The sequence below is a fragment of the Streptomyces dengpaensis genome (assembly GCF_002946835.1).
Lineage (GTDB): Bacteria > Actinomycetota > Actinomycetes > Streptomycetales > Streptomycetaceae > Streptomyces > Streptomyces dengpaensis.
In genome coordinates this window covers 3,386,307-3,410,271 of the sequence record NZ_CP026652.1, presented here as the reverse complement: position 1 = coordinate 3,410,271, position 23,965 = coordinate 3,386,307, and the positions used below count along the sequence as shown (strand labels likewise).

The following is a 23,965-nucleotide window of genomic DNA, read 5'->3' as shown; positions in this document are numbered from 1 at the left end:
TCACTCCGCGCGCGGGGGCGTCGGCGGGTTCCAGGTGGCGGTCACCGTGAGGTGGGCCTGTCCGTTGCCGCCGACGATCCCCAGCTTGAGGTCCTGACCGACCTGGACCCCGAAGGTCACGCTCAGCTCGGAGGGCGGCTCGGGTGCGGCCTGGACCGCGTCGTGGACTTCCTGGAGCAGCGGGCCGAGCGGCCGCAGCGCCCGGCGCAGGGTACCGACGGCGAAGGTCGCGACCGCTCCGCCGCCCGTGGCGACGGGGACAGCGGTCCCCATGCCCTCGGGAAGGTCGTCGTCCGGTTCGGGCAGCACCGCGCCCTGAACGGGAGTGAGCAGGAACCTGACGGGAGTACCGTCCTCGAACTGCGTTTCCGTTGAGGTGGACACGGAGACATTGTGGCCGAGACGGGCCCATGACAGCGGCACGTGTGCCCAACTCGGTTACCACATCGATGCATTGCGCAGCGGAACCGGACATTGCCGGTTCAGGAGTGATCACGCCACGTCAGCCGCGCGTCCGCGGCGTGATCCGCGGGACAGGCCCTAAGGGTTGCGCAGCTCTTCCGGGAGCTCGGAGATGTCCACCGACTCGGCGGCCGGCGGCGTGGCCGACGGGACGGGCTCGTTGTAGTCGGCGAAGGTCAGCGCCAGGTCGGTGTCGTCGCCCTTCTTGGTGGCAAGGACGAGGTGGTGGTCGGAGTCCGTGCTGATGTAGAGGGTGGTGGTCGTGCCCTCATCCACGAACGTCACAGGGATGACCTCGGCACCCTCGACCGTCGTCTCGGCGCCCTTCTTCAAGGCGTGCCGCTCTCCGGACTCGGCGACCTCCGACTGGAAGGTCTTGAGATCGCAGGCGTCGGCCATGCCCGCGAGGAGGGCGTCGTTCGTGGAGCCGTGGACATAGCGGTTCTTGACGGTCTTCGCGGCCGTGTCGCCCTGGCCGTCCGGGAGTTGCGCCTTCCAGAAGGCCGTGTCGGGCTTCACCCAGGCCTGGTCGTCCCGGATGACGACCTTCACGCTGCCCCCGTCGCCGCCCATCCGTATCGAACCCGCGCAGTTGCCGTCCCGGTCGAAGGAGAGGTCGAGCGAGGTCGGCGAGCTCTCGCTGGCCCTCGCGTTCGCGCTCTTGTCCAGGAGCTTCAGATGGACCGACTTCGCTTCCGCCAGCGTTTCGCGCGCCTGGTCGGAGAGTTCCTTCGCCGACGGATCCTTTCCGTTGTCCGCCAGGGCCGCGGCGGGGGACAAGAGCAGGGCCGTGGCTGCCGCCGTGCCGGTCGCCGCGGTCCTGAGGCGGTGCGTCCGCAGATGGCTGGACATCGCGTCACCTCCAGGGTGCCGGTCACACTCAGCGTAGGTTTCAACCCATCCGTTCGCATATTGGGCGATTTGTCAGTGACTCGGCGCACTTCTGGTCACCGGTTGTGCATGCATCCGGGGCCGGGGGGCAGGCGCTCCCGGTCCCCAAGGGCGACACGTGTGTCGCGGGAGCGGCATGTGTGCGACGCAGGGGCACGGAACAGGAACGGAAGGCAACACCGATCATGGCAGGACAGCAGGCACAGCAGACCCTTCACGTGGGCGGCGAGTGGCGCGAAGCCGTCTCCCGCGCCACCCGCGAGATCGTCGATCCCGCGGACGGCAAGCCGTTCGCCGTGGTCGCGGAGGGTGACGAGAGGGACGCGGACGCGGCCGTCGCGGCGGCCCGCAGCGCCTTCGACGAGGGCCCCTGGCCCCGCACCCCCGTCGCCGAGCGCGCCGCACTCCTGCGCCGTGTCGCCGATCTCCTCGTACGCGACCGCGAGCGGCTCGGGCTCCTGGAGAGCCGCGACGCGGGCAAGACCCTGGAGGAGGGGCGCGTCGACATCGACTGTGTCGCCGACGCCTTCCGGTACTTCGCCGATCTCGTCGTGGGCGAGGGCGGCGGACGGGTCGTCGACGCGGGCTCCGACGACATCCACAGCGTCGTCGTGCACGAGCCCGTCGGCGTCTGCGCCATGATCACGCCCTGGAACTACCCGCTGCTCCAGGCCAGTTGGAAGATCGCGCCCGCGCTCGCGGCGGGTAACACCTTCGTGATCAAGCCGAGTGAGATCACCCCGCTGACCACCATCGCCCTGCTCCGGCTGCTCGCCGAGGCCGGACTGCCCGACGGTGTCGCCAACATCGTCACCGGGCCCGGGCACACGGTCGGCGCCCGCCTCGCCCAGCACCCCGGCGTCGACCTCGTCTCCTTCACCGGCGGCCTCGTCAGCGGTACGAAGGTCGCGCGCTCCGCCGCCGTGACCGTCAAGAAGGTCGCCCTGGAACTGGGCGGCAAGAACCCAAACGTCGTCTTCGCCGACGCCTGCGCGACCGAGGAAGGCTTCGACACCGCCGTCGACCAGGCCCTCAACGCCGCCTTCATCCACAGCGGTCAGGTCTGCTCGGCGGGCGGCCGTCTCATCGTCGAGGAGTCCGTGCGCGAGCGCTTCGTCGCCGAACTCGCGCGCAGGGCCGGGAAGATCAGGCTCGGGCGCGGCACCGAGGAGGGCGTGGAGTGCGGCCCGCTCGTCTCCGAGCAGCAGCGCGAGAAGACCGAGGCGTACGTCGCGTCCGCGCTTGCCGAGGGCGCGGTGCTGCGCGCGGGCGGCAGGCGGCCCGAGCCGTCCGGCATCCGGCCCGCCACCGGGTACTTCTACGAGCCGACCGTCCTCGACCAGTGCCACCGCGAGATGAAGGTCGTCCGCGAGGAGGTCTTCGGGCCCGTCCTCACGGTGGAGACCTTCCGCACCGAGGACGAGGCCGTCGGGCTCGCCAACGACACCGAGTACGGGCTCGCGGGCGCCGTCTGGACCACCGACGCGGGCCGCGCGCGCCGCGTCGCCGCACGGCTGCGGCACGGCACCGTCTGGATCAACGACTTCCACCCCTACCTCCCCCAGGCGGAGTGGGGCGGCTTCGGCAAGAGCGGGGTGGGGCGGGAGCTCGGCCCGGCCGGTCTCGCCGAGTACCGCGAGACGAAGCACGTGTACCAGAACCTCGCGCCGAAGCCGGTCCGCTGGTTCGCGGGCTGATCCCGCCTTCCCGGTCCGCCGGACGAATCCCCGCGGCGCACCGCCGACTTGGGCCTTCTCACCGCACCCTCCCACCGCACCCCCCACCGCACCCCCCACCGCAACACAGCACCCTGGAGCACCACTTCATGTCCCAGCACGAGAACACGTACGACTACGTCGTCATCGGCGGCGGCACGGCAGGCTCCGTCATCGCATCCCGCCTCACCGAGAACCCGGACGTCACCGTCGCCGTCATCGAGTGGCGCACACCGTGTACCACCCGGCGGGCACCTGCCGTATGGGCGCGCCGTCGGACGAACTCGCGGTCGTCGACCCCGAGTTGCGCATCCGCGGCCTCGACGGCATCCGGATCGCCGACGCGTCCGTCTTCCCGGCCATGCCCGCCGTGAACCCGATGATCGGGGTGCTCATGGTCGGGGAGAAGTGCGCCGAGCTGCTTGGGGGTGGTGCGTGATGAGTACGACGGTCAGCGCTGCTGCCGAGTTGTCGGCCGCTGCTCCGGTGTCCTCGGCCGCTCCCGGGGTCGCGGCCGCTCCCGTGTTCTCGGTGGACGGCCTCTGGAAGGTCTTCGGCCCGAAGGCCGAGCGCGTCCCCGCCGACCCGGAACTCGCCGCCCTCACCCCCGCCGAACTGCGCTCCCGCACCGGCTGCACGGCGGCCGTCCGCAACGTTTCGTTCGACGTCCGCAAGGGCGAGGTCTTCGTGGTCATGGGCCTGTCCGGCTCCGGCAAGTCGACGCTTGTCCGCTGTCTGACCCGGCTGATCGAGCCCACCTCCGGCGGCCTCGCGATCGACGGCGAGGACGTCCTCGCCATGGACAAGACCCGGCTGCGCGAACTGCGCCGCCACCGCGCCGCGATGGTCTTCCAGCACTTCGGCCTGCTCCCGCATCGCACCGTCCTCGACAACGTGGCGTACGGCCTCGAGATCCAGGGCGTGGGCAAGGCGGAACGCCGCGCGAAGGCGGCCGAAGTCGTCGCCAAGGTGGGTCTGGAAGGCATGGAGCAGCGCAGGCCGGGCCAGCTGTCCGGCGGCCAGCAGCAGCGCGTGGGCCTGGCCCGCGCGCTCGCCGTGGACCCCGAGGTCCTCCTCTTCGACGAACCGTTCAGCGCGCTCGACCCGCTGATCCGGCGCGACATGCAGGAGGAGGTCATCCGGCTCCACCGCGAGGAGGGCCGCACGATGGTCTTCATCACCCATGACCTGAACGAGGCGCTGCGCCTCGGCGAGCGCATCGCCCTGATGCGCGACGGCCGCATCGTCCAGCTCGGCACCCCCGAGGAGATCGTCGGCTCACCCGCCGACGACTACGTGCGTGAGTTCGTACGGGACGTGCCGCGCGAGCAGGTCATGACCGTCCGCACGGCCATGCGCACCGCGTCCGCGGAGGAGGCGGGCAACGGCCCTGCGGTGGCTCCGGACGCGACGGTCTCGGAGGCGATCGAGGCGGTGGCGCGCGCGGGATGCGCGGCGCGGGTCGTGGACTCCGGGCGCTGTGTGGGGGTTGTCGACTCGGGGGCGCTGCTTGGGGTGGTGGCCGGTGTGGGCGGCGACGCCAATGCGGCGGTCGGTGACGGCCGGGCCTCGGTTGGGGGCAGCCAGGCTGCGGTCGGCGACGACGGAGCCCCGGCCCGCGGCAGCCAGGCCCCGGCCCGCGGCAGCCAGGCCCCGGCCAAGGCCGACCCCGGCCTCGCCGCCGGCGACGACGAAGAGGTGGCCTGATGGCTGCCGTCACCGCATCCGTCGGCCCTAGTGGCCCGGCCGACCGGGCCAGAGCCCTCGTCCGGCAGCCGGCCGCCCGCAAGGTGCTCGTGCTCGCCCTGGCGGCAGCCGTCCTCGTGCCGTTGCTCGACTCCCGCTGGGCGAGCGGCACATGGCCGCACGCCCTGACCGTGGACCTCGGCGAGCCGCTCGGCAGGGCCGGCGACTGGATCATCGACAACCGCGACAGCCACCCGCTGTTCCTGTACTTCTTCGGGCACGTCAGCAACGCCGTCGTCCTCTCGGTGCGCGCCGTCTACCTGGTGCTGCTCGCGCCGGGCTGGGCCGGTGTGACCGCGGTCGCCGGGCTTGTCGCCTGGCGGGTCGCCGGGGTCAGGCTCGCCCTCGGGACGGCTGCCGCGTTCCTCACCTGCGGCCTGCTCGGTATGTGGGTGCCCACCATGCAGACGCTCGCGCTCATGGTGGTCGCCGTGCTCGCGTCCGTCGCACTGGGCGCGCTGCTCGGCCTGGCGGCGGGCCTGTCCGACCGTACGTACCGCGCGCTGCGGCCCGTGCTGGACACCATGCAGGTGCTCCCGGCGTTCGCGTACCTCCTCCCCGTCGTGCTGGTCTTCGGCATCGGCGTCCCCGCGGCCGTGCTCGCCACCGTCGTGTACGCGGCGCCGCCCATGGCCCGCCTCACCGCGCTCGGCCTGCGCGGCGCGGACACCGGAGTGATGGAGGCCGTCGCCTCGCTCGGCGCCACGGCCCGCCAGCGGCTGCTGACCGCCCGCCTCCCGCTGGCCCGCAAGGAACTCCTTCTCGGCCTCAACCAGACGATCATGATGGCTCTGTCCATGGCCGTCATCGCCTCCGTGATCGGCGCGGGCGGCCTCGGTGACCGCGTCTACCAGGCACTCGCCTCCGTCGACGTGGGCGCCGCGCTCGCCGCGGGCATCCCGATCGTGCTGCTCGCGGTGGTCCTGGACCGGGTGACGGCAGCGGCGGGGGAGGGCGGCCTCGGGGACTCGTCGAAGGGCCTCGGAGGCTCGTCGCAGGGCCTCGGGGACGCGTCGAAGAGCGTCACCCTCTGGGCGTACGCGGCTGCCGGCGCCGTCGTCGTCGCGCTCGCCGGACGCCTCACCGGCCGCCTCGACTGGCCCGAGTCCTGGGTGGTGAACATCGCCGAGCCCGTGAACCACGCCGTCGACTGGATGACGAACCACCTCTACTCCGGCGTCCCCTACATCGGCGGCACCGCCGACTGGGCCGGCCACTTCACGACCGGGGTCCTGAACCCGCTGCGGGACGGCCTCCAGTGGCTGCCCTGGTGGTCCGTCCTGCTGATCGTCGCGACCCTCGCCTGGCTGATCGGCACTTGGCGCACCGCGCTCACCGCCGTCCTGGCGATGGCCGCGATCGGTGTGCTGGGTGTCTGGAAGCCGTCCCTCGACACCCTGTCGCAGGTGCTGGCGGCGGTCGCCGTCACCCTCGTGCTCGGCTTCGGCATCGGCATCGCGGCGGCGCGCAGTGCGGCGGTCGAACGCCGGCTGCGGCCCGTGCTGGACGTCTTCCAGACCATGCCGCAGTTCGTGTATCTGATCCCCGTGGTGGCGCTGTTCGGCGTGGGCCGCGCCCCTGCCGTGGCCGCGGCGGTCGTCTACGCCCTGCCCGCCGTCGTCCGCATCACCACCCAGGGCCTGCGCGCCGTCGACCCCGCCGCGCTGGAGTCGGCGCGCTCGCTCGGCGCGACCAGCGGGCAGCAACTGCGCCAGGTCCAGCTGCCGCTGGCCCGCCCCGCCCTGCTCCTCGCGCTCAACCAGGGCTTCGTGCTCGTCCTCGCCGTCGTCATCATCGGCGGTCTCGTCGGCGGCGGCGCCCTCGGCTACGACGTCGTCTTCGGCCTCGCCCAGGGCGACCTGGCGACCGGCCTGGTCGCCGGCTCCGCGATCGTCTGCCTCGGCCTGATGCTCGACCGGGTGACCCAGCCGACGGAACGCCGCTCGAAGAAGGGAGCGTGACATGCGACTTCGTACGACATCCGCGGTGGCCGGCGCAGCGGCCCTGTTGCTGCTGACCGGCTGCGGCGCCGCCGATATGACCCAGCAGGCCTCGCCCTTCGCCAACGCGCAGGGCGCCAGGACCGTGACCCTCTCCGTGCAGTCCTGGGTGGGCGCCCAGGCCAACGTGTCCGTCGCCCAGTACCTGCTCGAGCACGAACTCGGCTACCGCGTCGACACCGTCCAGGTCGACGAGGTCCCTGCCTGGGACGCGCTCAGCCAGGGCCGGGTCGACGCGATCCTGGAGGACTGGGGCCACCCCGACCAGGAGAAGCGGTACGCCGAGGACAAGAAGACCATCGCGCGCGGCGGCGACCTCGGGGTCACCGGCCACATCGGCTGGTACGTCCCGACGTACTTCGCCAAGGAGCACCCCGACGTCACCGACTGGAAGAACCTCGACAAGTACGCCTCGCTGTTCCGCACCGCCGAAAGCGGCGGCAAGGGCCAGCTGATGGACGGCTCACCCTCCTACGTCACGAACGACAAGGCGCTGGTGAACAACCTGCAGCTGGACTACCAGGTCGTGTTCGCCGGTTCGGAGGCGGCGCAGATCACGCAGATCAAGCAGTTCGCGAAGGAGAAGAAGCCCTTCCTGACCTACTGGTACTCGCCGCAGTGGCTCTTCAAGAAGGTCCCGATGACCGAGGTGAAGCTCCCGGCGTACAAGGAGGGCTGCGACGCGGACCCGGCGGAGGTCGCCTGCGCGTACCCGCACACCCCGCTGCAGAAGTACCTCAACGCGGACTTCGCGCGGAGCGGCGGCAAGGCGGCCGCCTTCCTGAAGAACTTCAAGTGGACGACCGAGGACCAGAACGAGGTGTCGTTGATGATCGCCAACGACAAGCTGTCGCCCCAGGAGGCGGCGAAGAAGTGGGTGGACAGCCACGAGTCGACGTGGAGGTCGTGGCTGTCCTGAGCGGGCCCCTGCCGCGCGCCCCGGGGGGCGGCAGGGGCACGCTCCAGGGGCGACGCCAGCTCCAGGGGCGGGGCGCCGGCAGGCGGAAGGGGCTGGTCAGCGGGCCGACGGCTTCGTACGGCTCACTTGTACTGCCCGGCCTCGTAGTGCCCGGGCACCAGGCGGCAGGTCACTCCGAACCGGTTCCACGCGTTGATCACCGTGATCGCGGCGATCAGCTGGGCCAGCTCGGCCTCCTCGAAGTGCTCGGCGGCGTGCTCGTACACGTCGTCCGGTACGAAGCCGTCCGTCAGGACCGTGATCGCCTCGGTCAGCGCGAGCGCCGCGAGCTCCTTCTCCGTGTAGAAGTGCCGCGACTCCTCCCACGCGCCGAGCTGAATGATCCGCTCGGCGCTCTCGCCCGCCGCGAGCGCGTCCTTGGTGTGCATGTCGAGGCAGAACGCACAGTGGTTGAGCTGTGAGGCGCGGATCTTCACCAGTTCCAGGAGTACGGGGTCCACACCCCGTCGGGCCGCCGCGTCGAGCTTGATCATCGCCTTGTAGACGTCGGGGGCGAACTTGGCCCATTCCAGACGGGCCGTGTGCTCGGGGGCGTATGTCACGGTCTTGCCGGCCTCGTCGCTCGCGGTGGCGGTCGTGTGGGCGTCGGCGTGGGGTGTGGTCATGTCTAGGGACCCTACGAGCGGACTAGCCCAAGGGTATGGTCCATTTCCATGGAAGAAACGTGGGCCACTCTGGGGGTGGACCTCCATGTTGAGCCGACCGGAGCGACGGGCGTCCGCAAAGGCCTGACGGACGCGTTGCGCGAGGCGGTCCGCAGCGGCCGGCTGGCCCCCGGTATGCGTCTCCCGTCCTCCCGCTCGCTCGCCGCCGACCTGGGCATCGCCCGCAACACGGTGGCAGACGCGTACGCCGATCTCGTCGCCGAGGGCTGGCTCACCGCACGCCAGGGCTCGGGCACGAGGGTGGCCGAGCGGACGGTCGTACAACCGGCTCCGGAGACGGCGCCGCGCAGACGCGAGCAGGGGCGCCCCACGTACGACCTCGTCCCCGGCAGCCCCGACCTGGCCTCCTTCCCGCGCGCCGCGTGGCTGAAGGCGGCCCGCCGCGCGCTGACCGCCGCGCCGCACGACGCCCTCGGCTACAGCGATCCGCGCGGCCGTCCCGAACTGCGCACCGCCCTCGCGGGCTACCTCTCCCGGGCCCGCGGTGTCCGGGCCGACCCGGACCGCATCGTGATCTGCTCCGGCTTCGCGGACGGCCTGACGCTGCTCAGCGCGGTGCTGCGGCAGCGGGGTCTGCGCTCGATCGCCGTGGAGTCGTACGGACTGGACGTCCACTGGAACCTCCTGCACCGCTCGGGCCTGCGCACGACCCCCCTCCCCTTCGACGAACGCGGCACGCGCGCGGGCGACATGACGGGCGAACGAGCCGTCCTGCTGACCCCCGCCCACCAGTTCCCCATGGGCGTGCCGCTCCATCCGGACCGCCGTGCCGCCGTCGTGGACTGGGCCCGCCGTACGGGTGGGCTGATCCTGGAGGACGACTACGACGGGGAGTTCCGCTACGACCGCCAGCCGGTCGGCGCGCTGCAGGGCCTCGACCCCGACCAGGTCGTCTATTTCGGCACCGCCAGCAAGGCCCTGGCCCCCGGGCTGCGCCTGGGCTGGCTGGTCCTGCCACCGTCGCTCGCGGCCGACGTCACGTCGCTGAAGGACGGCGGTGGCTGGTCCACCGGAGCCCTGGACCAGCTCACCCTCGCCGAATTCATCACCTCCGGCGCCTACGACCGCCACGTCCGCGCCACCCGCCTCCGCTACCGCCGCCGCCGGGACGCCCTCGTCGCCGCCCTCGCCACCCGCGCCCCCGCCGTCCGCGTCACCGGCATCTCCGCCGGTCTCCACGCCGTCCTCCAACTCCCCCCGGGCACCGAGCAGTCAGCAGTCCATACCGCCGCCTGGCAGGGCCTGGCCGTCTACGGTCTCACCCGCTTCCGCCACCCCGACGCCACCACGGATCGCCTGGACGCGCTGGTGGTGGGATACGGCACACCAGCGGACCACGCCTGGTCGGGGGCGCTGGATGCGCTGTGCAGGGCGCTGGCGGTTTTCAGCCCGGAACCAAGGGCGCACATCACTCCAAAGAGCACGAAGTGACGGCAGGGGACGCCGCATCACAGGGGGGCCACCGCGCAGCGGCCGGGAGCGATCTCTAAGGTGACTGTCTGCGAAATTGAAGACCTGAACTGACTGAACAGATCTGCACGCAACGGAACCACGGGGGAACGGAAATGGCAGACACACGACGGCAACTGCGCTCGGGCACGGTCGTCCTCGGCGGCATGGGACTCCTCGCGGCAGCGCTCACCGCCTGCTCCTCGGACCCCGACAAGCGCTGCGTCGACCGCGACAGCTACAACCTCACCAAGGGCTACAAGGTCGTCGCCGACAAGAACTGCAAGTCGGCCAAGACGTCGTCCGGCGGCGCCTGGTACTACGGCGGCAAGAAGAACAGCGGCTGGGTCGACGGCGGCTCCTTCACCAAGCCCAAGGGGTCCGGCGGCTCGGGCGGCTCCGGCGGCGGCAGCAGCGTCGACCGCGGCGGCTTCGGCAGCGGCAAGGGCAGCTCCGGCGGCTGAGCCGCGACAGGACAAGGGAACCAGGACAGTGGAACGCCGCACGATCGCCCCCCGCCCCGGCTGGCAGCAGACCGTCGAGGAACAAGGCCTCATCTACCCGCTCACCCGCTACCCCGACGACTCCCTGCGCCCCTACTGGGACGAGAGCGCGTACTACGTCTTCTCGCTCCCGGAGGTGGAGGCGCTGGAGGAGGTCGTCGAGGAACTGCACCGCATGTGCCTGGCGGCGGCCGACCACATCGTCACCGAGAACCGCTTCGCGGACCTGGGCATCACCGACCCGCGCGTGGCGCAGGCGGTCGCCGAGGCATGCCACCGCCGCGCCGAACTCCCCTCCGTCTACGGCCGTTTCGACCTCCACTACGACGGCACGGGCCCAGCGAAGCTCCTCGAGTACAACGCCGACACCCCGACCTCCCTGGTCGAGGCCGCCAGCCCCCAGTGGTTCTGGATGCAGGACCGCTTCCCGGGCGCCGACCAGTGGAACTCCCTCCACGAACGCCTCATCGCCGCCTGGAAGAAACAGGCCGCCCTCCTGCCGCCCGGCGGCCCTCTCTACTTCGCGCACTCCGCCGCCGACGAACTCGGCGAGGACCTGATGACGGTCGCCTATCTGAAGGAGACTGCGGAGCAGGCCGGACTCGACACGGACTGGATCTCGATGGAGGAGATCGGCTGGGACCCGCTCTCCGGCCGCTTCGTCGACAACCAGCTCCGCTTCATCCGCAGCTGCTTCAAGCTCTACCCCTGGGAATGGCTCACCACCGAGCGCTTCGCCGACCACGTCCTGGACACCCTCGACAACGGCGGAGGCACCGGCACGACCCTGTGGATCGAGCCCGCCTGGAAGATGCTCCTGTCCAACAAGGCCCTCCTCGCCATCCTCTGGGAGCTCTACCCGGACCACCCGAACCTTCTCCCCGCCTACCTCGACGGGCCACGGGAGCTGGCCACGACCGCGGGTTACGTCGCCAAGCCCCTCCTCGGCCGCGAGGGCGCGGGCGTGACGGTCCACGAGCCGGGCGCCACCCCCGTCGCGCGCGACGACGAAGACCCCTGTTGCTACCAGGAGTTGGCGCCCCTGCCCGACTTCGACGGCAACCGTGTCGTCCTCGGCGCCTGGGTCGTCGAGAACGAGTCGGCGGGCCTCGGCATCCGCGAGTCCTCCGGCCTGATCACCGACGAGTACGCCCGCTTCCTGCCCCACGTGATCCTCTAGGGCCTGTCGTCGCGGCCCGCCTCGCGCAGGCCGTGCTCGGGCCGGCCGCCTTCGCGCAGGCCGAACAGGAAGCGGGTCACGCGCGTGCGCCGGACCAGCACGTCGTACGCGGCCACGGTCAGCGCGAGCGAAACCGCGACGATGCGCAGCCCAGTGCGCCATCCCGGCACTGACTAGACCCCCAGTACGCCCCGGAGTTGGGCCAGTCCCCAGTCCAGGTCCTCCTTGCTGATGACCAGGGGCGGGGCGATCCGGATCGTGGAGCCGTGGGTGTCCTTGACGAGGACGCCCCGGTCCATCAGCTTCTCGGAGATCTCCCGTCCCGTGCCGTACGCCGGGGCGATGTCGATGCCCGCCCATAGCCCCCGCCCGCGCACCTCGGTCACATGCCCCGAGCCCGTCAACAGGCCCAGCTCGTGGTGCAGATGCTCGCCCAGCTCGGCCGCCCGCCGCTGGAACTCGCCCGACCGCAGCATCGCGATCACCTCGAGCGCCACCGCGCACGCCAGCGGATTCCCCCCGAACGTCGACCCGTGCTCCCCGGGCCGGAACACCCCGAGCACCTCCCGGTCGGCCACCACCGCCGACACCGGAACGACCCCGCCTCCCAGCGCCTTGCCCAGCACATACACATCCGGCACGACCCCCTCGTGCTCACACGCGAAGGTCTTCCCCGTACGGCCGAGCCCCGACTGGATCTCGTCCGCGACGAACAGCACGTTCCGCTCCCGCGTCAGCTCGCGCACGCCCTGGAGATAACCGGGCGGCGGCACCATCACCCCCGCCTCGCCCTGAATCGGCTCCAGCAGCACAGCGACCGTGTTCTCCGAGAGCGCCGCCCGCATCGCGGTCAAGTCCCCGTACGGCACGATCTCGAACCCCGGCGTGTACGGCCCGAAGTCCGCCCGCGCCTCCGGGTCCGTGGAGAAGCTGATGATCGTCGTCGTACGGCCGTGGAAGTTGTTGCCCGCGACCACGATCTTCGCCATCTCCCCAGGCACGCCCTTGACCCGGTACCCCCACTTCCGGGCCGTCTTCACCGCGGTCTCCACCGCCTCCGCGCCCGTGTTCATCGGCAGCACCATCTCCTTGCCGCACAACGCCGCCAGCTCCCGGCAGAAGTCCGCGAACCGGTCGTGATGGAACGCCCGCGACGTCAACGTCACCCGCTCCATCTGCGCTTTCGCCGCCTCGATCAGCCGCCGGTTGCCATGGCCGAAATTCAGCGCCGAGTATCCGGCCAGCATGTCGAGGAAGCGGCGCCCCTCGACATCCGTCATCCAGGCCCCGTCCGCCGTCGCCACGACGACCGGCAGCGGGTGGTAGTTGTGCGCGCTGTGCGCGTCGGCCGACGCGATGTACGCCTGCGTCGTCTCCGTAGCGGTCACGGGATCTCCGTTTCTTGACGCCGGCACGGGGGGCGTTTTCCCGAGCACGGGGAGCAGCCCGCCGTGGGGGTGCATATGGCCTCCTTCCTATAGTCGCTGGCACGGTGGACCACGCGCGATCAATCCGCGGCTACTCCGCGTGGCCGACGATCCGGCGCGCCCGGTAGGCTGACCGGCGGGGCCGTGACTGGCGCGCTGGGATGGGACCGACCATCGGGGAGCGGCCCCGGAACTGTGTGCCGTGCGCCTGGGCCGAACCGTGAATCGTGTTTGCTGAACGCCACGCCGTCCGGAGGCCGACATGCCCGAGCAGCCCCTCTCCACCGAAACCACCGCCGTCCGCAGCGCCCTCGACGTGATCCGCGCCGTCGAGCCCCGCGTCGCCGACGCCATCGGCCAGGAACTCGCCGATCAGCGCGACATGCTCAAACTGATCGCCTCCGAGAACTACGCCTCCCCGGCCACCCTCCTGGCCATGGGCAACTGGTTCAGCGACAAGTACGCCGAGGGCACCATCGGCCGCCGCTTCTACGCCGGCTGCCGCAACGTCGACACCGTCGAGGCCCTCGCCGCCGAGCACGCCCGCGAACTCTTCGGCGCCGAGCACGCCTACGCCCAGCCGCACTCCGGTATCGACGCCAACCTCGTCGCCTTCTGGGCCGTCCTCGCCGCCCGCGTCGAGGCCCCCGCCCTGGAGCGGGCCGGCGTCCGCAACGTCAACGACCTCTCCGAGGCCGACTGGGCCGAGCTGCGCCAGGCCTTCGGCAACCAGCGCATGCTCGGCATGTCCCTGGACGCCGGCGGCCACCTCACCCACGGCTTCCGCCCGAACATCTCCGGCAAGATGTTCGACCAGCGCTCCTACGGCACCGACCCCACCACCGGCCTCATCGACTACGAGGCCCTGCGCACCTCCGCCCGTGAGTTCAAGCCCCTGATCATCGTCGCGGGCTACTCCGCCTACCCCCGTCTCGTGAACTTCCGCATCATGCGGGAGATCGCCGACGAGGTCGGCGCCACCCTCATGGTCGACATGGCCCACTTCGCCGGTCTCGTCGCCGGCAAGGTCCTCACCGGCGACTTCGACCCGATCCCGCACGCCCAGATCGTCACCACCACCACGCACAAGTCGCTGCGCGGCCCGCGCGGCGGCATGGTGCTGTGCGACGAGACCCTGGCCGAGCAGGTCGACCGCGGCTGCCCGATGGTCCTCGGCGGCCCCCTCCCGCACGTCATGGCCGCCAAGGCCGTCGCGCTCGCCGAGGCCCGCCGCCCGGAGTTCCGCGACTACGCCCAGGCCGTCGTCGACAACTCCCGCGCCCTCGCCGAGGGCCTGATGCGCCGCGGCGCCACGCTGGTCACCGGCGGCACGGACAACCATCTCAACCTGATCGACGTCGCCTCCTCCTACGGCCTCACCGGCCGCCAGGCCGAGTCCGCACTGCTCGACTCGGGCATCGTCACCAACCGCAACGCCATCCCCGCCGACCCCAACGGCGCCTGGTACACCTCCGGCATCCGCATCGGCACGCCCGCGCTGACCACCCGTGGTCTGGGCACCGCCGAGATGGACGAGATCGCTGCTCTGATCGACCGCGTCCTCACCGCCGCCGAGCCCGGCACCACCGCCAAGGGCAGCCCGTCCAAGGCCCAGCACGTCCTGGACCCGAAGATCTCCGACGAGATCGCCCACCGCGCCACCGACCTGCTCACCGGCTTCCCGCTCTACCCGGAGATCGACCTCGGCTGACGCCCCGGCGCCTCACCCGGGGCTACAAGTCGATCAGCTCCTGTCGTGGTTCCCGCAGCGGTCCGGCAGCTTCACGCCGGGCCGCCGCGCCGCGTATCAGAAGGGTGCCGCCGACGCCGAGGACCAGGCCCGCCGCCAACCCGGGTATCGCCCACTCCCCACGCCCCGCCGCGTCCTGTTGCGAGGCGGCCACCGGGTCGCTCGGGGAGCCGAACAGATCCCCGCGCACCGCCATGTCGTCGAACAGCCAGCGCGGCGCGCGATGCCAGCGGATGTCGTCGTCCTCCACGTCGGGCGAAGGATCCGACCGCACCCAGGGCGTGCCGTCCGCCGCGAGGAGGACCTGGTCCTGGCGCTCGATGGCCACATCGCCGCCAGGCGCCCTGCTGGTCTGCGGCCAGCCCCCGACTCCGGTCAGCCCCCAGATCACGGTGGTCAGCACCTTTGGGTAGCGGCCCTCCGCCCAGGCATCGGGCACCCTTTCCGTCCCGGTGAACTGGGGCGACAGCAACCGCCAGAACCGTATGAAGTCCTCCTCGCCGGCGTGCAGGGTGGTTGTCCGCCCCGTGTCACCGGCGACGACCAGGGCCAGATCCGGGGTGTCGGCCTTCGCATGGGCCATGGTGCGCGTCGAAGCATGGGCTGCTGGTGCGCCGAGCGCGGGCAGAGCCACGGAAACCAGGCACACGAGCCATAGCCTCCTCAACCTCGTCCTTCCGGCCTGAAATCTCATCCAGCCCCCTTGTCCGTCCATCCCCCTCGTGCCTCTCGCCCGTTCATCCCCCTCGTGCCACTTGTCCGGCCAGCACCTCATACGTCCCGCAACTCCTGCCGGGGCTCTCCCTTACGCGGCAGCCGTACCCGCGCCAGCAAGGCTCCGGCCGCCGCCCCCGGCAGTGCCCACCACCAGTCGGTCCCGTCGTCGGCCGCGGCGGCGGTGGTCGAGTTGGGTTGCGCGGTGCGCGCGGGCGCGGTGGACCTGTTCTCCGTGGTCTTCGAAGGTGCCGGACCCATGGCCTCGGTACCCTCACCCGATGACGTGCCCGTCACGCCGAGCTTCTTGAACAGCTCGCGCACCTCGGCCGGATGCTTTGCCTTGTGCCAGCGGCCGTTCAGCGACCGCATATCGGTCGCTGTGTATATCCAGACCTCATTGCTTCGCGGGGTGTTCGGGTACACGCGGTCGACGCGCCAAGGCGTCACCTCGTGGGCCATCCATGTGACATTGATCTGACGACTGCCGTCGCCCGTGTTGAGACCCGGCGGCTTCGGCTCCTCGCGTATGCCCGAGCCCAGCGTGCCCAGCAGCTGCATCAACTTCTCGTACTCCTCGTCCGAGTAATACAGCGCGGTGATCTCCTCGCTCTCCGGCGAGACCACCAGCACACTCGTCGAGCCACCGGCCGTCGCGGGCGGTGCCCCCAGCAGCACCGCCGCGAGGGCCACCGCCAACGCCCCTGTTCCCGCGATCAGTTCACGAAGCCTGCGCATTCGAACCCCCAACCAGCTAGTCGATCCGCGTGCGGTCCGCCCGCCCGCGGTGTGTCACTTCTGGTACACCGCTCGACCCGTCGGGGTTCCCACTCGGCACCGGCCAATTTGCGGGCTACTTCAGCGCATGCGCAGTCCCGTTACTTCAGCGACTTCGCGATCTCCACCGCCCGCGCCTTCGACGCCACTCCCTCGAGCCGGAGGGTCACCTCCTGCTCGTGCATCCACAGCAGCGTGGGCCCCGCTGTCCGCTCGGAGCGGGTGAAGCGGTCCCCGTCCGCGTCGATGAGCCAGAAGCTCAGCAGATGCGGCTTCGGAAACCACAGCGCCTGACTGCCGTAGTCCTCGGAGCCGCCCATCTGCACCCACTCCGGATGCTCCCGCACCGCCTTGGCGAAATTGATGTCGAGGCTCTCCGGATACTCGTCCAGCCGGACCGTGTGCCCGTGCTCGCGCCAGCACAGGCTCATCAGGAGCCGTCCCTGCGGCTGGGGTGTCACCGTCACCGCGTCCGGCATCCCGAGGGCGTCGGGCACGAGAGGCGCGAACCCGGCCCGCCGCTCGGCCTGCGCCGACGTCAGCGAAGGGCCGCACCCCGGCACCCGGGCCCCGGGCGAGGGGACCGCCGACGGGTCGTACCGCACCTCGACCCCGCCGAAGTCGAACCAGTCCACGACCGCGGCGCGCACCGGAGGCGTGAGCACGAGTACCGTCAGCACACCGCACAGGCTCGCGGTCAGCGCGCGCCAGCGCACCCGCGCCCAGCGGCGCACCGCCCGGAGCCGCTCGCCGGGCCCCGGCGGCTCTGCCACCGGAGCCGGGATCCTCTCGGCGAGTATCTGCTCCAGCACCCGCTCGACCATCGAATCGCTCCCGGCCGCCCCGGGCCCATCCAGCGACCGCCCGAGCTGCCGCAGCTCCTCCGGTAGCCGCGAGCCGCCCGCACGGGCACGCCCACTCCGCTCACCGGAGGGCTCCGTGCCTCCCGCGCCCTTCTCGTCGGGCGACTCGTGCGAATCAGGCGACTCGTACGACTCATTCATGCTCATCACCCCCTTCCCCTTTCCGAGGTTCGAAGTCGGGCAGCAGTCGGCCCAGCTTGCGCAGGGCGCGGTTGAGCCGGGACTTCACCGTCCCGCGCGGCCAGCCCAGCGCCTGGGCCGTCTCCGGTCCGTCCATCTCCAGGAGATAGCGGTATGTGACGACCAGGCGGTGCTCCTCGCTGAGCTGCTCCAGGGCGGCCAGCAGCGCCGCGCGGCGCTCTATCTCCAGCGCCGCGACCGCCGGGTCCGCCGATTCCTGTATCAGCGGCTCCGCCTCCGCGAACGCGGCCTCCCGGCCGGCCAGCGTCCGCTGCCGCACCGCCGTCCGCACTGTGTTCCTCGTCTCATTGGCGACGATCGAGAGCAGCCACGGCTTGAACGCCGCGCCGTCCCTAAAGCGCCCCAGCGAGCAGTACGCCTTGATGAACGCCTGCTGCACCACGTCCTCCGCGTCCGCACCCGCCCCCAGTGCCCTGGCCGCCCTGATCGCGATGCCCGTATGGGCACGGACCAGTTCCGCGTACGCCTCCGGCTCACCGGCGCGTACGCGTGCGATCACCACGGCCTCGTCGACGACGATGCGGCCCCCCTCCCGCGTCCTCACATTGTTGTTACACCGCCCGAGGCAGATCGGTTCCCACCTGTTCCCGAGCAATGTGAGTCACCTGAGAGAATGGCCCCATGGCCTCTGACAGTCCTCGCGTGCTCTCCGGAATCCAGCCCACCGCAGGCTCTTTCCACCTCGGCAACTACCTCGGCGCCGTTCGTCAGTGGGTGGCGCTGCAGGAGACTCACGACGCGTTCTACATGGTCGTCGACCTGCACGCGATCACCGTTCCGCAGGACCCCGCGGAGCTGCGCGCGAACACCCGGCTCGCCGCGGCGCAGCTGCTCGCCGCCGGTCTCGACCCGGAGCGCTGCACGCTCTTCGTCCAGAGCCATGTCCCCGAGCACGCCCAGCTCGCCTGGATCATGAACTGCCTCACCGGCTTCGGCGAGGCGTCCCGCATGACCCAGTTCAAGGACAAGTCCGCCAGGCAGGGCGCCGACCGCGCCTCCGTCGGCCTCTTCACGTACCCGATCCTGCAGGTCGCGGACATCCTGCTGTACCAGGCCAACGAGGTCCCGGTCGGTGAGGACCAGCGTCAGCACATCGAGCTCACCCGCGACCTCGCCGAACGTTTCAACGGCCGCTTCGGCCAGACGTTCACGGTCCCGAAGCCGTACATCCTCAAGGAGACGGCGAAGATCTTCGATCTTCAGGAACCGTCGACCAAGATGAGCAAGTCGGCGTCGACTCCCAAGGGCCTCATCAACCTCCTCGACGAGCCGAAGGCGACCGCCAAGAAGGTCAAGAGCGCCGTCACCGACACGGACACGGTCATCAGGTATGACACCGAGCAGAAACCGGGTATCAGCAACCTGCTGACCATCTACTCGACCCTCACCGGCACCGGTATCGCGGAACTGGAGCAGAAGTACACCGGCAAGGGCTACGGTGCGCTCAAGACGGACCTCGCCGAGGTCATGGTCGACTTCGTGACGCCGTTCCGGGAGCGCACCCAGCAGTATCTGGACGACCCGGAGACGCTCGACTCGATCCTGGCCAAGGGTGCCGAGAAGGCGCGTTCCGTCGCCGCGGAGACGCTCTCCCAGGCGTACGACAGGGTGGGCTTCCTGCCCGCCAAGCACTGACCGGCGGCCCGGCAGCACCCGTACCACACCGCTTCCGGCCGCCAGTACGAGACGAGCACAACACCCGTACGACGGCCGGAACCGGGCTGCATCGCCGTACAGTCGATAGCCGAACCAACCCGGGCGGTGACCCCTGCCCGCGACGAACATCGGATCATCGGGACAACGACAGGAGATGACGTGGGGACCGTAACGATCGGCGTGTCGATCGCGGTCCCGGAGCCTCACGGCAGCCTGCTCCAGGAGCGGCGCGCGGGCTTCGGCGACCCCGCGGCTTCCGGTATCCCCACGCACGTCACCCTGCTGCCGCCGACGGAGATCGAGGACTCGGCGCTGCCCGCGATCGAGGCGCATCTCGTCGAGGTCGCGTCCACCGGGCGTCCCTTCCCGATGCGGCTGTGCGGCACGGGCACCTTCCGACCGCTGTCGCCCGTCGTGTTCGTCCAGGTCGTCGAGGGCGCCGAGGCCTGCGCCTGGCTGCAGAAGCAGGTCCGGGACGCGTCCGGGCCGGTCGCGCGCGAACTGCAGTTCCCGTACCACCCGCACGTCACGGTGGCGCACGGCATCGAGGACGAGGCGATGGACCGGGCCTACGAGGAGCTCTCCGGCTACGAGGCCGAGTGGCCCTGCAGCGGGTTCGCGCTCTACGAGCAGGGCGCGGACGGCGTCTGGCGCAAGCTGCGCGAGTTCGCCTTCGGCAGCGCCGTGGTGCCCCCACAGGCGTGCGCATCCGAGCGGGACACCACACTGCCGACCCGTTAGAACGCCCCACTGACGGAGAAGCAGAACGACCGGAAGCGAACGCCCCGCCGACGGAAGCGACGGAAGCAAACGCCCCGCCGACGGAAGCGACGGAAGCGAACGCCCCGCCGACGGAAGCGACGGAAGCGAACGCCCCGCCGACGGAAGCGACGGAAGCGAACGCCCCGCCGACGGAAGCGACGGAAGCGAACGCCCCGCCGACGGAAGCGACGGAAGCAAACGCCCCGCCGAAGGAAGCGACGGAAGCAAACGCCCCGCCGAAGGAAGCGACGGAAGCAAACGCCCCGCCGACGGCAGCGTCAGATCGGCAGCCGCCGGAACACCGCTCGCGGTACGTGCCGCAGCGCCGACATCACCAGCCGCAGCGCCCCCGGCACCCACACCGTCTCCGACCGGCGTCGCAGCCCCGTCTCGACGGCCGTCGCGACCGCCTCCGGAGTGGTCGCCAGCGGTACGTCCCTGAGGCCCGCCGTCATCCGCGTACGGACGAACCCGGGGCGTACGACCATCACGTGCACGCCCGTGCCGTGCAGCGCGTCGCCCAGGCCCTGCGCGAAGGCGTCCAGGCCCGCCTTGCTGGAGCCGTAGATGAAGTTGGAGCGGCGGGCGCGCTCGCCGGCGACCGAGGAGAGGACCACCAGGGAGCCGTGCCCCTGTGCCTGGAGTGCCCGCGCGCACACCAGCCCGGCCGACACCGCGCCCGTGTAGTTGGTCTGCGCGACCCGTACCGCCGACACGGGCTCCTTCTCGTCGCGCGCCTGGTCGCCGAGCACCCCGAACGCCAGCAGCACCATGTCGATGTCGCCCTCCGCGAAGACCTTGCCGAGCACGGCTTCGTGGGACGCGGGGTCGAGGGCGTCGAACGCGACGGTACGGGCGTCCGCGCCCATCCCGCGCAGTTGCTCGGCGGCCTGCTCCAGGGCGGGCGACGGCCGTCCCGCGAGCCACACCGTGCGGGTGCGCCGGACGATCAGGCGGCGCGCGGTGGCCAGCGCGATCTCGGACGTGCCGCCGAGGATCAGCAGGGACTGGGGGATACCGAAGGCGTCCTTCATGACAGCTCCTAGAGACGGGGACTAGAGACCGAGGCGGCGGGAGAGGTCCGAGGTGAAGACCCCCCGGGGGTCCAACTCCTCGCGCAGGGAACGGAATTCACCGAGCCGTGGATACATCCCGGCCAGCAGCTCCGGCCGCAGCCGGGAGTCCTTCGCGAGGTAGACGCGTCCGCCGGCCTGCGCCACCTCCTCGTCCAGCTCGTCGAGGAAGGCGCCGAGCCCCGCCAGGTTCGCGGGGATGTCCAGCGCGAGGGTCCAGCCGGGCATGGGGAAGGACAGCCAGCCGGGATCGCCCTCTCCGAAGCGCTTGAGGACGGCGAGGAAGGACGGGCACCGGCGCTCGGAGATGCGCCGCACGATCCGGCGCAGGGCCTCCTCCTGCCCGTGTCCGACGGCGCACTGGTACTGCACGAAGCCGCTCCGTCCGTAGACACGGTTCCAGTGCGGCACTCCGTCGAGGGGGTGGAAGAAGGTCGAGATCTTCTGCAGTTCACCGGCACGCGCGCGTGGAGCCTTGCGATACCAGAGCTCGTTGAAGAGGCCCACCGTCGTGCGCCCCAGGAGTCCTTCCGGCACGAAGGCGGGCGCGGACGGGAACTGCGAGGGGCGGAACGCCAACGGGTGTCTACGCACGCGTGGGGGCAGCGCGTCCAGGGGCGCGTGATCGCCGCGGGTCAGGACTGAGCGCCCCATCGACGCGCCGCGCGCGAGCAGGTCGATCCAGGCGACCGAGTACCGGTAGTGGTGGTCCGTGGCGGTGAGGCGGGCCATCAGGTCGTCCAGGTCCGCCGCGCGTTCCGTGTCGACGGACATGAGCGAGGTCGCGACGGGCTGGAGCCGGACGGTCGCCGTGAGGATCACGCCGGTCAGGCCCATGCCGCCCGCCGTGGCGTCGAAGAGCGGCGTGCCGCGGCCGACCGTACGGATCGCACCGTCGGCGGTCAGCAGCTCGAAGGCGAGGACGTGGCGGGCGAAGGAGCCCGAGGCATGGTGGTTCTTGCCGTGGATGTCCGCGCCGATCGCGCCGCCGACGGTCACATAGCGGGTCCCGGGTGTGACCGGCACGAACCAGCCCAGCGGCAACAGCACTTCCATCAGCCGGTGCAGCGAGACACCCGCGTCGCAGAGCACGGTGCCGCCGTCCGCGTCGATCGCGTGGATGCGGTCCAGGCCCGTCATGTCGAGCACCGCCCCGCCCGCGTTCTGCGCGGCGTCACCGTAGGCCCGCCCGAGGCCCCGGGCGATGCCGCCGCGTGTCCCGCACTCCCGGACGGCGGCCGCCGCCTCCTCGTACGTGCGCGGGCGGACGAGACGGGCCGTGGTCGGGGCGGTGCGGCCCCACCCCGAGACGGAGACGGTGTCGGCAGGCATGACCGTGACCGTAGCGTCGGCAAAGGGCGTGAAGGGTGCATAACACCCCCATCCCTCCGGCCCGTACAGCTCCTCACCGAAATGGGTGATTAATGGGATGTCGCCCTAGATTGCCGTAGTTCTGTGGCCACTCCCTAGAAGAGTGAGACCACATGGACGACCTTGACGACCTCGACGACGTGGATCGCCGACTCGACGACCAGGACGACATGGACCGCCGGCTCGACGATCTCGACGACATGGACCGCGGCATGGACGGCCTGGATCGTCGACTGCTGTCGGCACTCCACGCGTGCGGTAGGGACCCGCGCGTGGCGGCCGTCGCGCGCGCCCTGTCCTGGACCGGCGAACACGGCGCGCTGTGGCTCGCGGCGGGGCTCGCAGGGGCGGCCGTCGACCGGGAGCGGCGCGGCGCGTGGTTGCGCGCCACGGCGCTCACCGCCACCGCGCACCTCGCCAGCATGGGGGTGAAACGGATCGTGCGCCGCCCGCGCCCCCCGCACGTGATGCCGCTCGTGAGCACGGCCGGACGGCACTCCTTCCCCAGCTCGCACGCCTCCTCGGCGGCGGCCGCGGCGATCGCGTACGGCGCGCTCGGCGCGCGCAGCGCCTTTGTCGGTCGGCCGCTCGGCGCGCGCGGCGCCCCCATCGGTCCACCGCTCGACGCGCGGAGCAGCCCCGTCGCTCCGCCGCTCGCCGCCGCGTTGTGCGCCTCTGTCACCCCGCTCGCCGCGGCCATGTGTGTCTCGCGGATGGTCGTCGGCGTCCACTACCCCTCGGACGTCGCCGCGGGCGCCGTGCTGGGGGCGCTGACGGCCCGTCTGGGCGCCCGCTGGATCGGGGACGGCCATGCCTGAGCCCACCGCACTCCTGGAGCGCACAGAGGCCGCCCCGGCACCCGCGAGGAGCCTCGGCGGCCTCGTCCGGGGTCTGGTCAGGACCGCGCGCCCCCGCCAGTGGGTGAAGAACGTGCTGGTCGTCGCCGCCCCGGCCGCCGCGGGTCAGCTGTTCGTAGGGCACGCGCTCACCCAACTCGCGCTCGTCTTCGCGCTGTTCACGGCCTGCGCCTCCGCCGTGTACCTGATCAACGACGCCCGGGACGCCGCCGCCGACCGCGCTCACCCGGTCAAGTGCCACCGCCCGGTCGCCGCGGGCCAGGTCCCCGTCTTGGTCGCCTACGCCGTCGGGGGCGCCCTCGCGCTCCTCGCCCCGGCCGCCGCCGTATGGCTCTGCTCGCCGGGTGTCGCCGCGCTGCTGATCGCGTACATCGGCATGCAACTGGCGTACTGCGTCAGCCTGAAGCACATCCTGGTCGTGGACCTCGTCGTCGTCACGACCGGGTTCCTGATGCGCGCGATGATCGGTGGTCTCGCCCTCGGCATCCCGCTCTCGCGCTGGTTCCTGATCACCACCGGCTTCGGGGCGCTGTTCATGGTCGCGGCGAAGCGTTACTCCGAAGCCGTGCAGATGGCCGGGAAAGCGGGCGCCACGCGCGCGTTGCTCACCGAATACACCACCGGCTATCTGCGCTTCGTCTGGCAGCTGGCCGCCGGGGTCTCCGTCCTCGGCTACTGCCTGTGGGCCCTGGAGGAGGGCGGCGCGCCCAGCGCCGGTGTGCTGCCCTGGCGGCAGTTGTCGGTGGTTGCCTTCATTCTGGCCATCCTGCGGTACGCCGTCTTCGCCGACCGGGGGACGGCCGGTGAGCCCGAGGACGTGGTCCTGCACGACCGCGCGCTGGCGCTCATCGGGCTGGTGTGGCTGGCGATGTACGGCCTCGCCGTGGCGAACTGGTGAGCCTCGCCGGACGCCCCAGCGCGCGA

Annotated in this window: 23 protein-coding genes, 1 pseudogene and 1 riboswitch; of the genes and pseudogenes, 13 read left to right on the top strand and 11 right to left on the bottom strand. The window is 71.2% G+C overall.

What is annotated here, in order from left to right; translation table 11 throughout:
* Both C4B68_RS15510 and C4B68_RS15505 read right to left on the bottom strand, forming a co-directional pair.
* Complete coding sequence (locus tag C4B68_RS15510) at nucleotides 1-384, bottom strand: CU044_2847 family protein (RefSeq protein WP_099500789.1); 384 nt, start codon at nucleotides 382-384, stop codon at nucleotides 1-3.
* A 156-nt stretch (nucleotides 385-540) separates the two neighbouring features.
* Nucleotides 541-1,314: a LolA-like protein gene (locus C4B68_RS15505; RefSeq protein ID WP_240634362.1), complete on the bottom strand. Its 774-nt coding sequence runs from the start codon at nucleotides 1,312-1,314 to the stop codon at nucleotides 541-543.
* A gap of 224 nt (nucleotides 1,315-1,538) precedes the next feature.
* Here C4B68_RS15505 and C4B68_RS15500 point away from each other — a divergent pair, with 224 nt between their 5' ends.
* From C4B68_RS15500 to C4B68_RS15480, 5 genes and pseudogenes are all read left to right on the top strand, one after another.
* Nucleotides 1,539-3,050: an aldehyde dehydrogenase family protein gene (locus C4B68_RS15500; RefSeq protein WP_099500728.1), complete on the top strand. Its 1,512-nt coding sequence runs from the start codon at nucleotides 1,539-1,541 to the stop codon at nucleotides 3,048-3,050.
* A 238-nt stretch (nucleotides 3,051-3,288) separates the two neighbouring features.
* Nucleotides 3,289-3,507, top strand: a pseudogene (locus tag C4B68_RS15495) (GMC oxidoreductase); the annotation flags it as partial.
* The gene (locus C4B68_RS15490; protein WP_240634361.1) at nucleotides 3,507-4,775 is read left to right on the top strand and encodes a quaternary amine ABC transporter ATP-binding protein; all 1,269 of its coding nucleotides are present in this window, start codon (nucleotides 3,507-3,509) and stop codon (nucleotides 4,773-4,775) included. The pseudogene C4B68_RS15495 and the gene C4B68_RS15490, both read left to right, overlap by 1 nt.
* Complete coding sequence (locus tag C4B68_RS15485; RefSeq protein WP_099500729.1) at nucleotides 4,775-6,775, top strand: ABC transporter permease; 2,001 nt, start codon at nucleotides 4,775-4,777, stop codon at nucleotides 6,773-6,775. The genes C4B68_RS15490 and C4B68_RS15485 overlap by 1 nt, the downstream gene beginning before the upstream one ends.
* 1 nt (nucleotide 6,776) lies before the next feature.
* The gene (locus C4B68_RS15480) at nucleotides 6,777-7,733 is read left to right on the top strand and encodes an ABC transporter substrate-binding protein (RefSeq protein ID WP_099500730.1); all 957 of its coding nucleotides are present in this window, start codon (nucleotides 6,777-6,779) and stop codon (nucleotides 7,731-7,733) included.
* A 122-nt stretch (nucleotides 7,734-7,855) separates the two neighbouring features.
* Here C4B68_RS15480 and C4B68_RS15475 read toward each other — a convergent pair whose 3' ends face one another.
* A complete protein-coding gene (locus tag C4B68_RS15475; RefSeq protein ID WP_099500731.1) occupies nucleotides 7,856-8,398 on the bottom strand; it encodes a carboxymuconolactone decarboxylase family protein in 543 nt (180 codons plus the stop codon).
* A gap of 48 nt (nucleotides 8,399-8,446) precedes the next feature.
* Between C4B68_RS15475 and pdxR the strand changes: the two genes are divergently transcribed.
* The 3 genes from pdxR to C4B68_RS15460 all read left to right on the top strand — a co-directional run bounded on the left by pdxR (nucleotide 8,447) and on the right by C4B68_RS15460 (nucleotide 11,590).
* Nucleotides 8,447-9,889, top strand: a complete 1,443-nt coding sequence (gene pdxR / locus C4B68_RS15470) for a MocR-like pyridoxine biosynthesis transcription factor PdxR (RefSeq protein ID WP_099500732.1) — start codon at nucleotides 8,447-8,449, stop codon at nucleotides 9,887-9,889.
* Nucleotides 9,890-10,023: 134 nt separating this feature from the next.
* On the top strand, nucleotides 10,024-10,371 hold the full coding sequence (locus tag C4B68_RS15465) for a hypothetical protein (protein ID WP_099500733.1): 348 nt from the start codon (nucleotides 10,024-10,026) through the stop codon (nucleotides 10,369-10,371).
* A 28-nt stretch (nucleotides 10,372-10,399) separates the two neighbouring features.
* Nucleotides 10,400-11,590 (top strand): glutathionylspermidine synthase family protein, encoded by a 1,191-nt coding sequence (locus C4B68_RS15460; RefSeq protein WP_099500734.1) that lies wholly within the window; start codon nucleotides 10,400-10,402, stop codon nucleotides 11,588-11,590.
* Here the strand turns inward: C4B68_RS15460 and C4B68_RS41875 are convergent.
* Entirely contained in the window at nucleotides 11,587-11,760 is a 174-nt protein-coding gene (locus C4B68_RS41875) for a hypothetical protein (RefSeq protein ID WP_167458942.1), read from the bottom strand. The two genes, C4B68_RS15460 and C4B68_RS41875, sit on opposite strands and share 4 nt — an antisense overlap.
* Before the next feature lie 3 nt (nucleotides 11,761-11,763).
* On the bottom strand, nucleotides 11,764-12,978 hold the full coding sequence (gene rocD, locus C4B68_RS15455; RefSeq protein WP_167459093.1) for an ornithine--oxo-acid transaminase: 1,215 nt from the start codon (nucleotides 12,976-12,978) through the stop codon (nucleotides 11,764-11,766).
* A 173-nt stretch (nucleotides 12,979-13,151) separates the two neighbouring features.
* A riboswitch (ZMP/ZTP riboswitch) is annotated at nucleotides 13,152-13,238 on the top strand.
* Nucleotides 13,239-13,279: 41 nt separating this feature from the next.
* Between rocD and C4B68_RS15450 the strand changes: the two genes are divergently transcribed.
* Nucleotides 13,280-14,728 carry a glycine hydroxymethyltransferase gene (locus tag C4B68_RS15450; RefSeq protein WP_099500735.1) on the top strand — a complete coding sequence of 483 codons (1,449 nt, stop codon included), beginning with the start codon at nucleotides 13,280-13,282 and terminating at the stop codon, nucleotides 14,726-14,728.
* Between the two features lie 22 nt (nucleotides 14,729-14,750).
* Here the strand turns inward: C4B68_RS15450 and C4B68_RS15445 are convergent, their stop codons facing one another.
* The 4 genes from C4B68_RS15445 to C4B68_RS15430 form a co-directional block, all read right to left on the bottom strand.
* Nucleotides 14,751-15,416: a hypothetical protein gene (locus tag C4B68_RS15445; protein ID WP_373682200.1), complete on the bottom strand. Its 666-nt coding sequence runs from the start codon at nucleotides 15,414-15,416 to the stop codon at nucleotides 14,751-14,753.
* Nucleotides 15,417-15,538: 122 nt separating this feature from the next.
* Nucleotides 15,539-16,219, bottom strand: a complete 681-nt coding sequence (locus C4B68_RS15440; RefSeq protein WP_240634360.1) for a hypothetical protein — start codon at nucleotides 16,217-16,219, stop codon at nucleotides 15,539-15,541.
* Between the two features lie 140 nt (nucleotides 16,220-16,359).
* Complete coding sequence (locus C4B68_RS15435) at nucleotides 16,360-17,262, bottom strand: hypothetical protein (protein ID WP_099500794.1); 903 nt, start codon at nucleotides 17,260-17,262, stop codon at nucleotides 16,360-16,362.
* On the bottom strand, nucleotides 17,255-17,866 hold the full coding sequence (locus C4B68_RS15430; RefSeq protein ID WP_180289209.1) for an RNA polymerase sigma factor: 612 nt from the start codon (nucleotides 17,864-17,866) through the stop codon (nucleotides 17,255-17,257). Before C4B68_RS15430 ends, C4B68_RS15435 begins: the two co-directional genes overlap by 8 nt.
* Nucleotides 17,867-17,943: 77 nt before the next feature.
* Between C4B68_RS15430 and trpS the strand changes: the two genes are divergently transcribed.
* Both trpS and C4B68_RS15420 read left to right on the top strand, forming a co-directional pair.
* Nucleotides 17,944-18,957, top strand: a complete 1,014-nt coding sequence (gene trpS, locus C4B68_RS15425; RefSeq protein ID WP_099500737.1) for a tryptophan--tRNA ligase — start codon at nucleotides 17,944-17,946, stop codon at nucleotides 18,955-18,957.
* A gap of 180 nt (nucleotides 18,958-19,137) precedes the next feature.
* On the top strand, nucleotides 19,138-19,719 hold the full coding sequence (locus tag C4B68_RS15420) for a 2'-5' RNA ligase family protein (RefSeq protein WP_099500738.1): 582 nt from the start codon (nucleotides 19,138-19,140) through the stop codon (nucleotides 19,717-19,719).
* Nucleotides 19,720-20,018: 299 nt separating this feature from the next.
* On the opposite strand, the gene C4B68_RS15415 is transcribed toward C4B68_RS15420, so the two are convergent.
* Nucleotides 20,019-20,774, bottom strand: coding sequence for a decaprenylphospho-beta-D-erythro-pentofuranosid-2-ulose 2-reductase (locus C4B68_RS15415; RefSeq protein WP_099500739.1), 756 nt, complete (start codon nucleotides 20,772-20,774; stop codon nucleotides 20,019-20,021).
* Nucleotides 20,775-20,795: 21 nt separating this feature from the next.
* A complete protein-coding gene (locus C4B68_RS15410) occupies nucleotides 20,796-22,145 on the bottom strand; it encodes a decaprenylphosphoryl-beta-D-ribose oxidase (protein WP_099500740.1) in 1,350 nt (449 codons plus the stop codon).
* Between the two features lie 251 nt (nucleotides 22,146-22,396).
* Here C4B68_RS15410 and C4B68_RS15405 point away from each other — a divergent pair, with 251 nt between their 5' ends.
* Nucleotides 22,397-23,002, top strand: a complete 606-nt coding sequence (locus C4B68_RS15405; RefSeq protein WP_099500796.1) for a phosphatase PAP2 family protein — start codon at nucleotides 22,397-22,399, stop codon at nucleotides 23,000-23,002.
* Entirely contained in the window at nucleotides 22,995-23,939 is a 945-nt protein-coding gene (locus C4B68_RS15400; protein WP_099500741.1) for a decaprenyl-phosphate phosphoribosyltransferase, read from the top strand. Before C4B68_RS15405 ends, C4B68_RS15400 begins: the two co-directional genes overlap by 8 nt.
* Nucleotides 23,940-23,965: the final 26 nt, after the last annotated feature.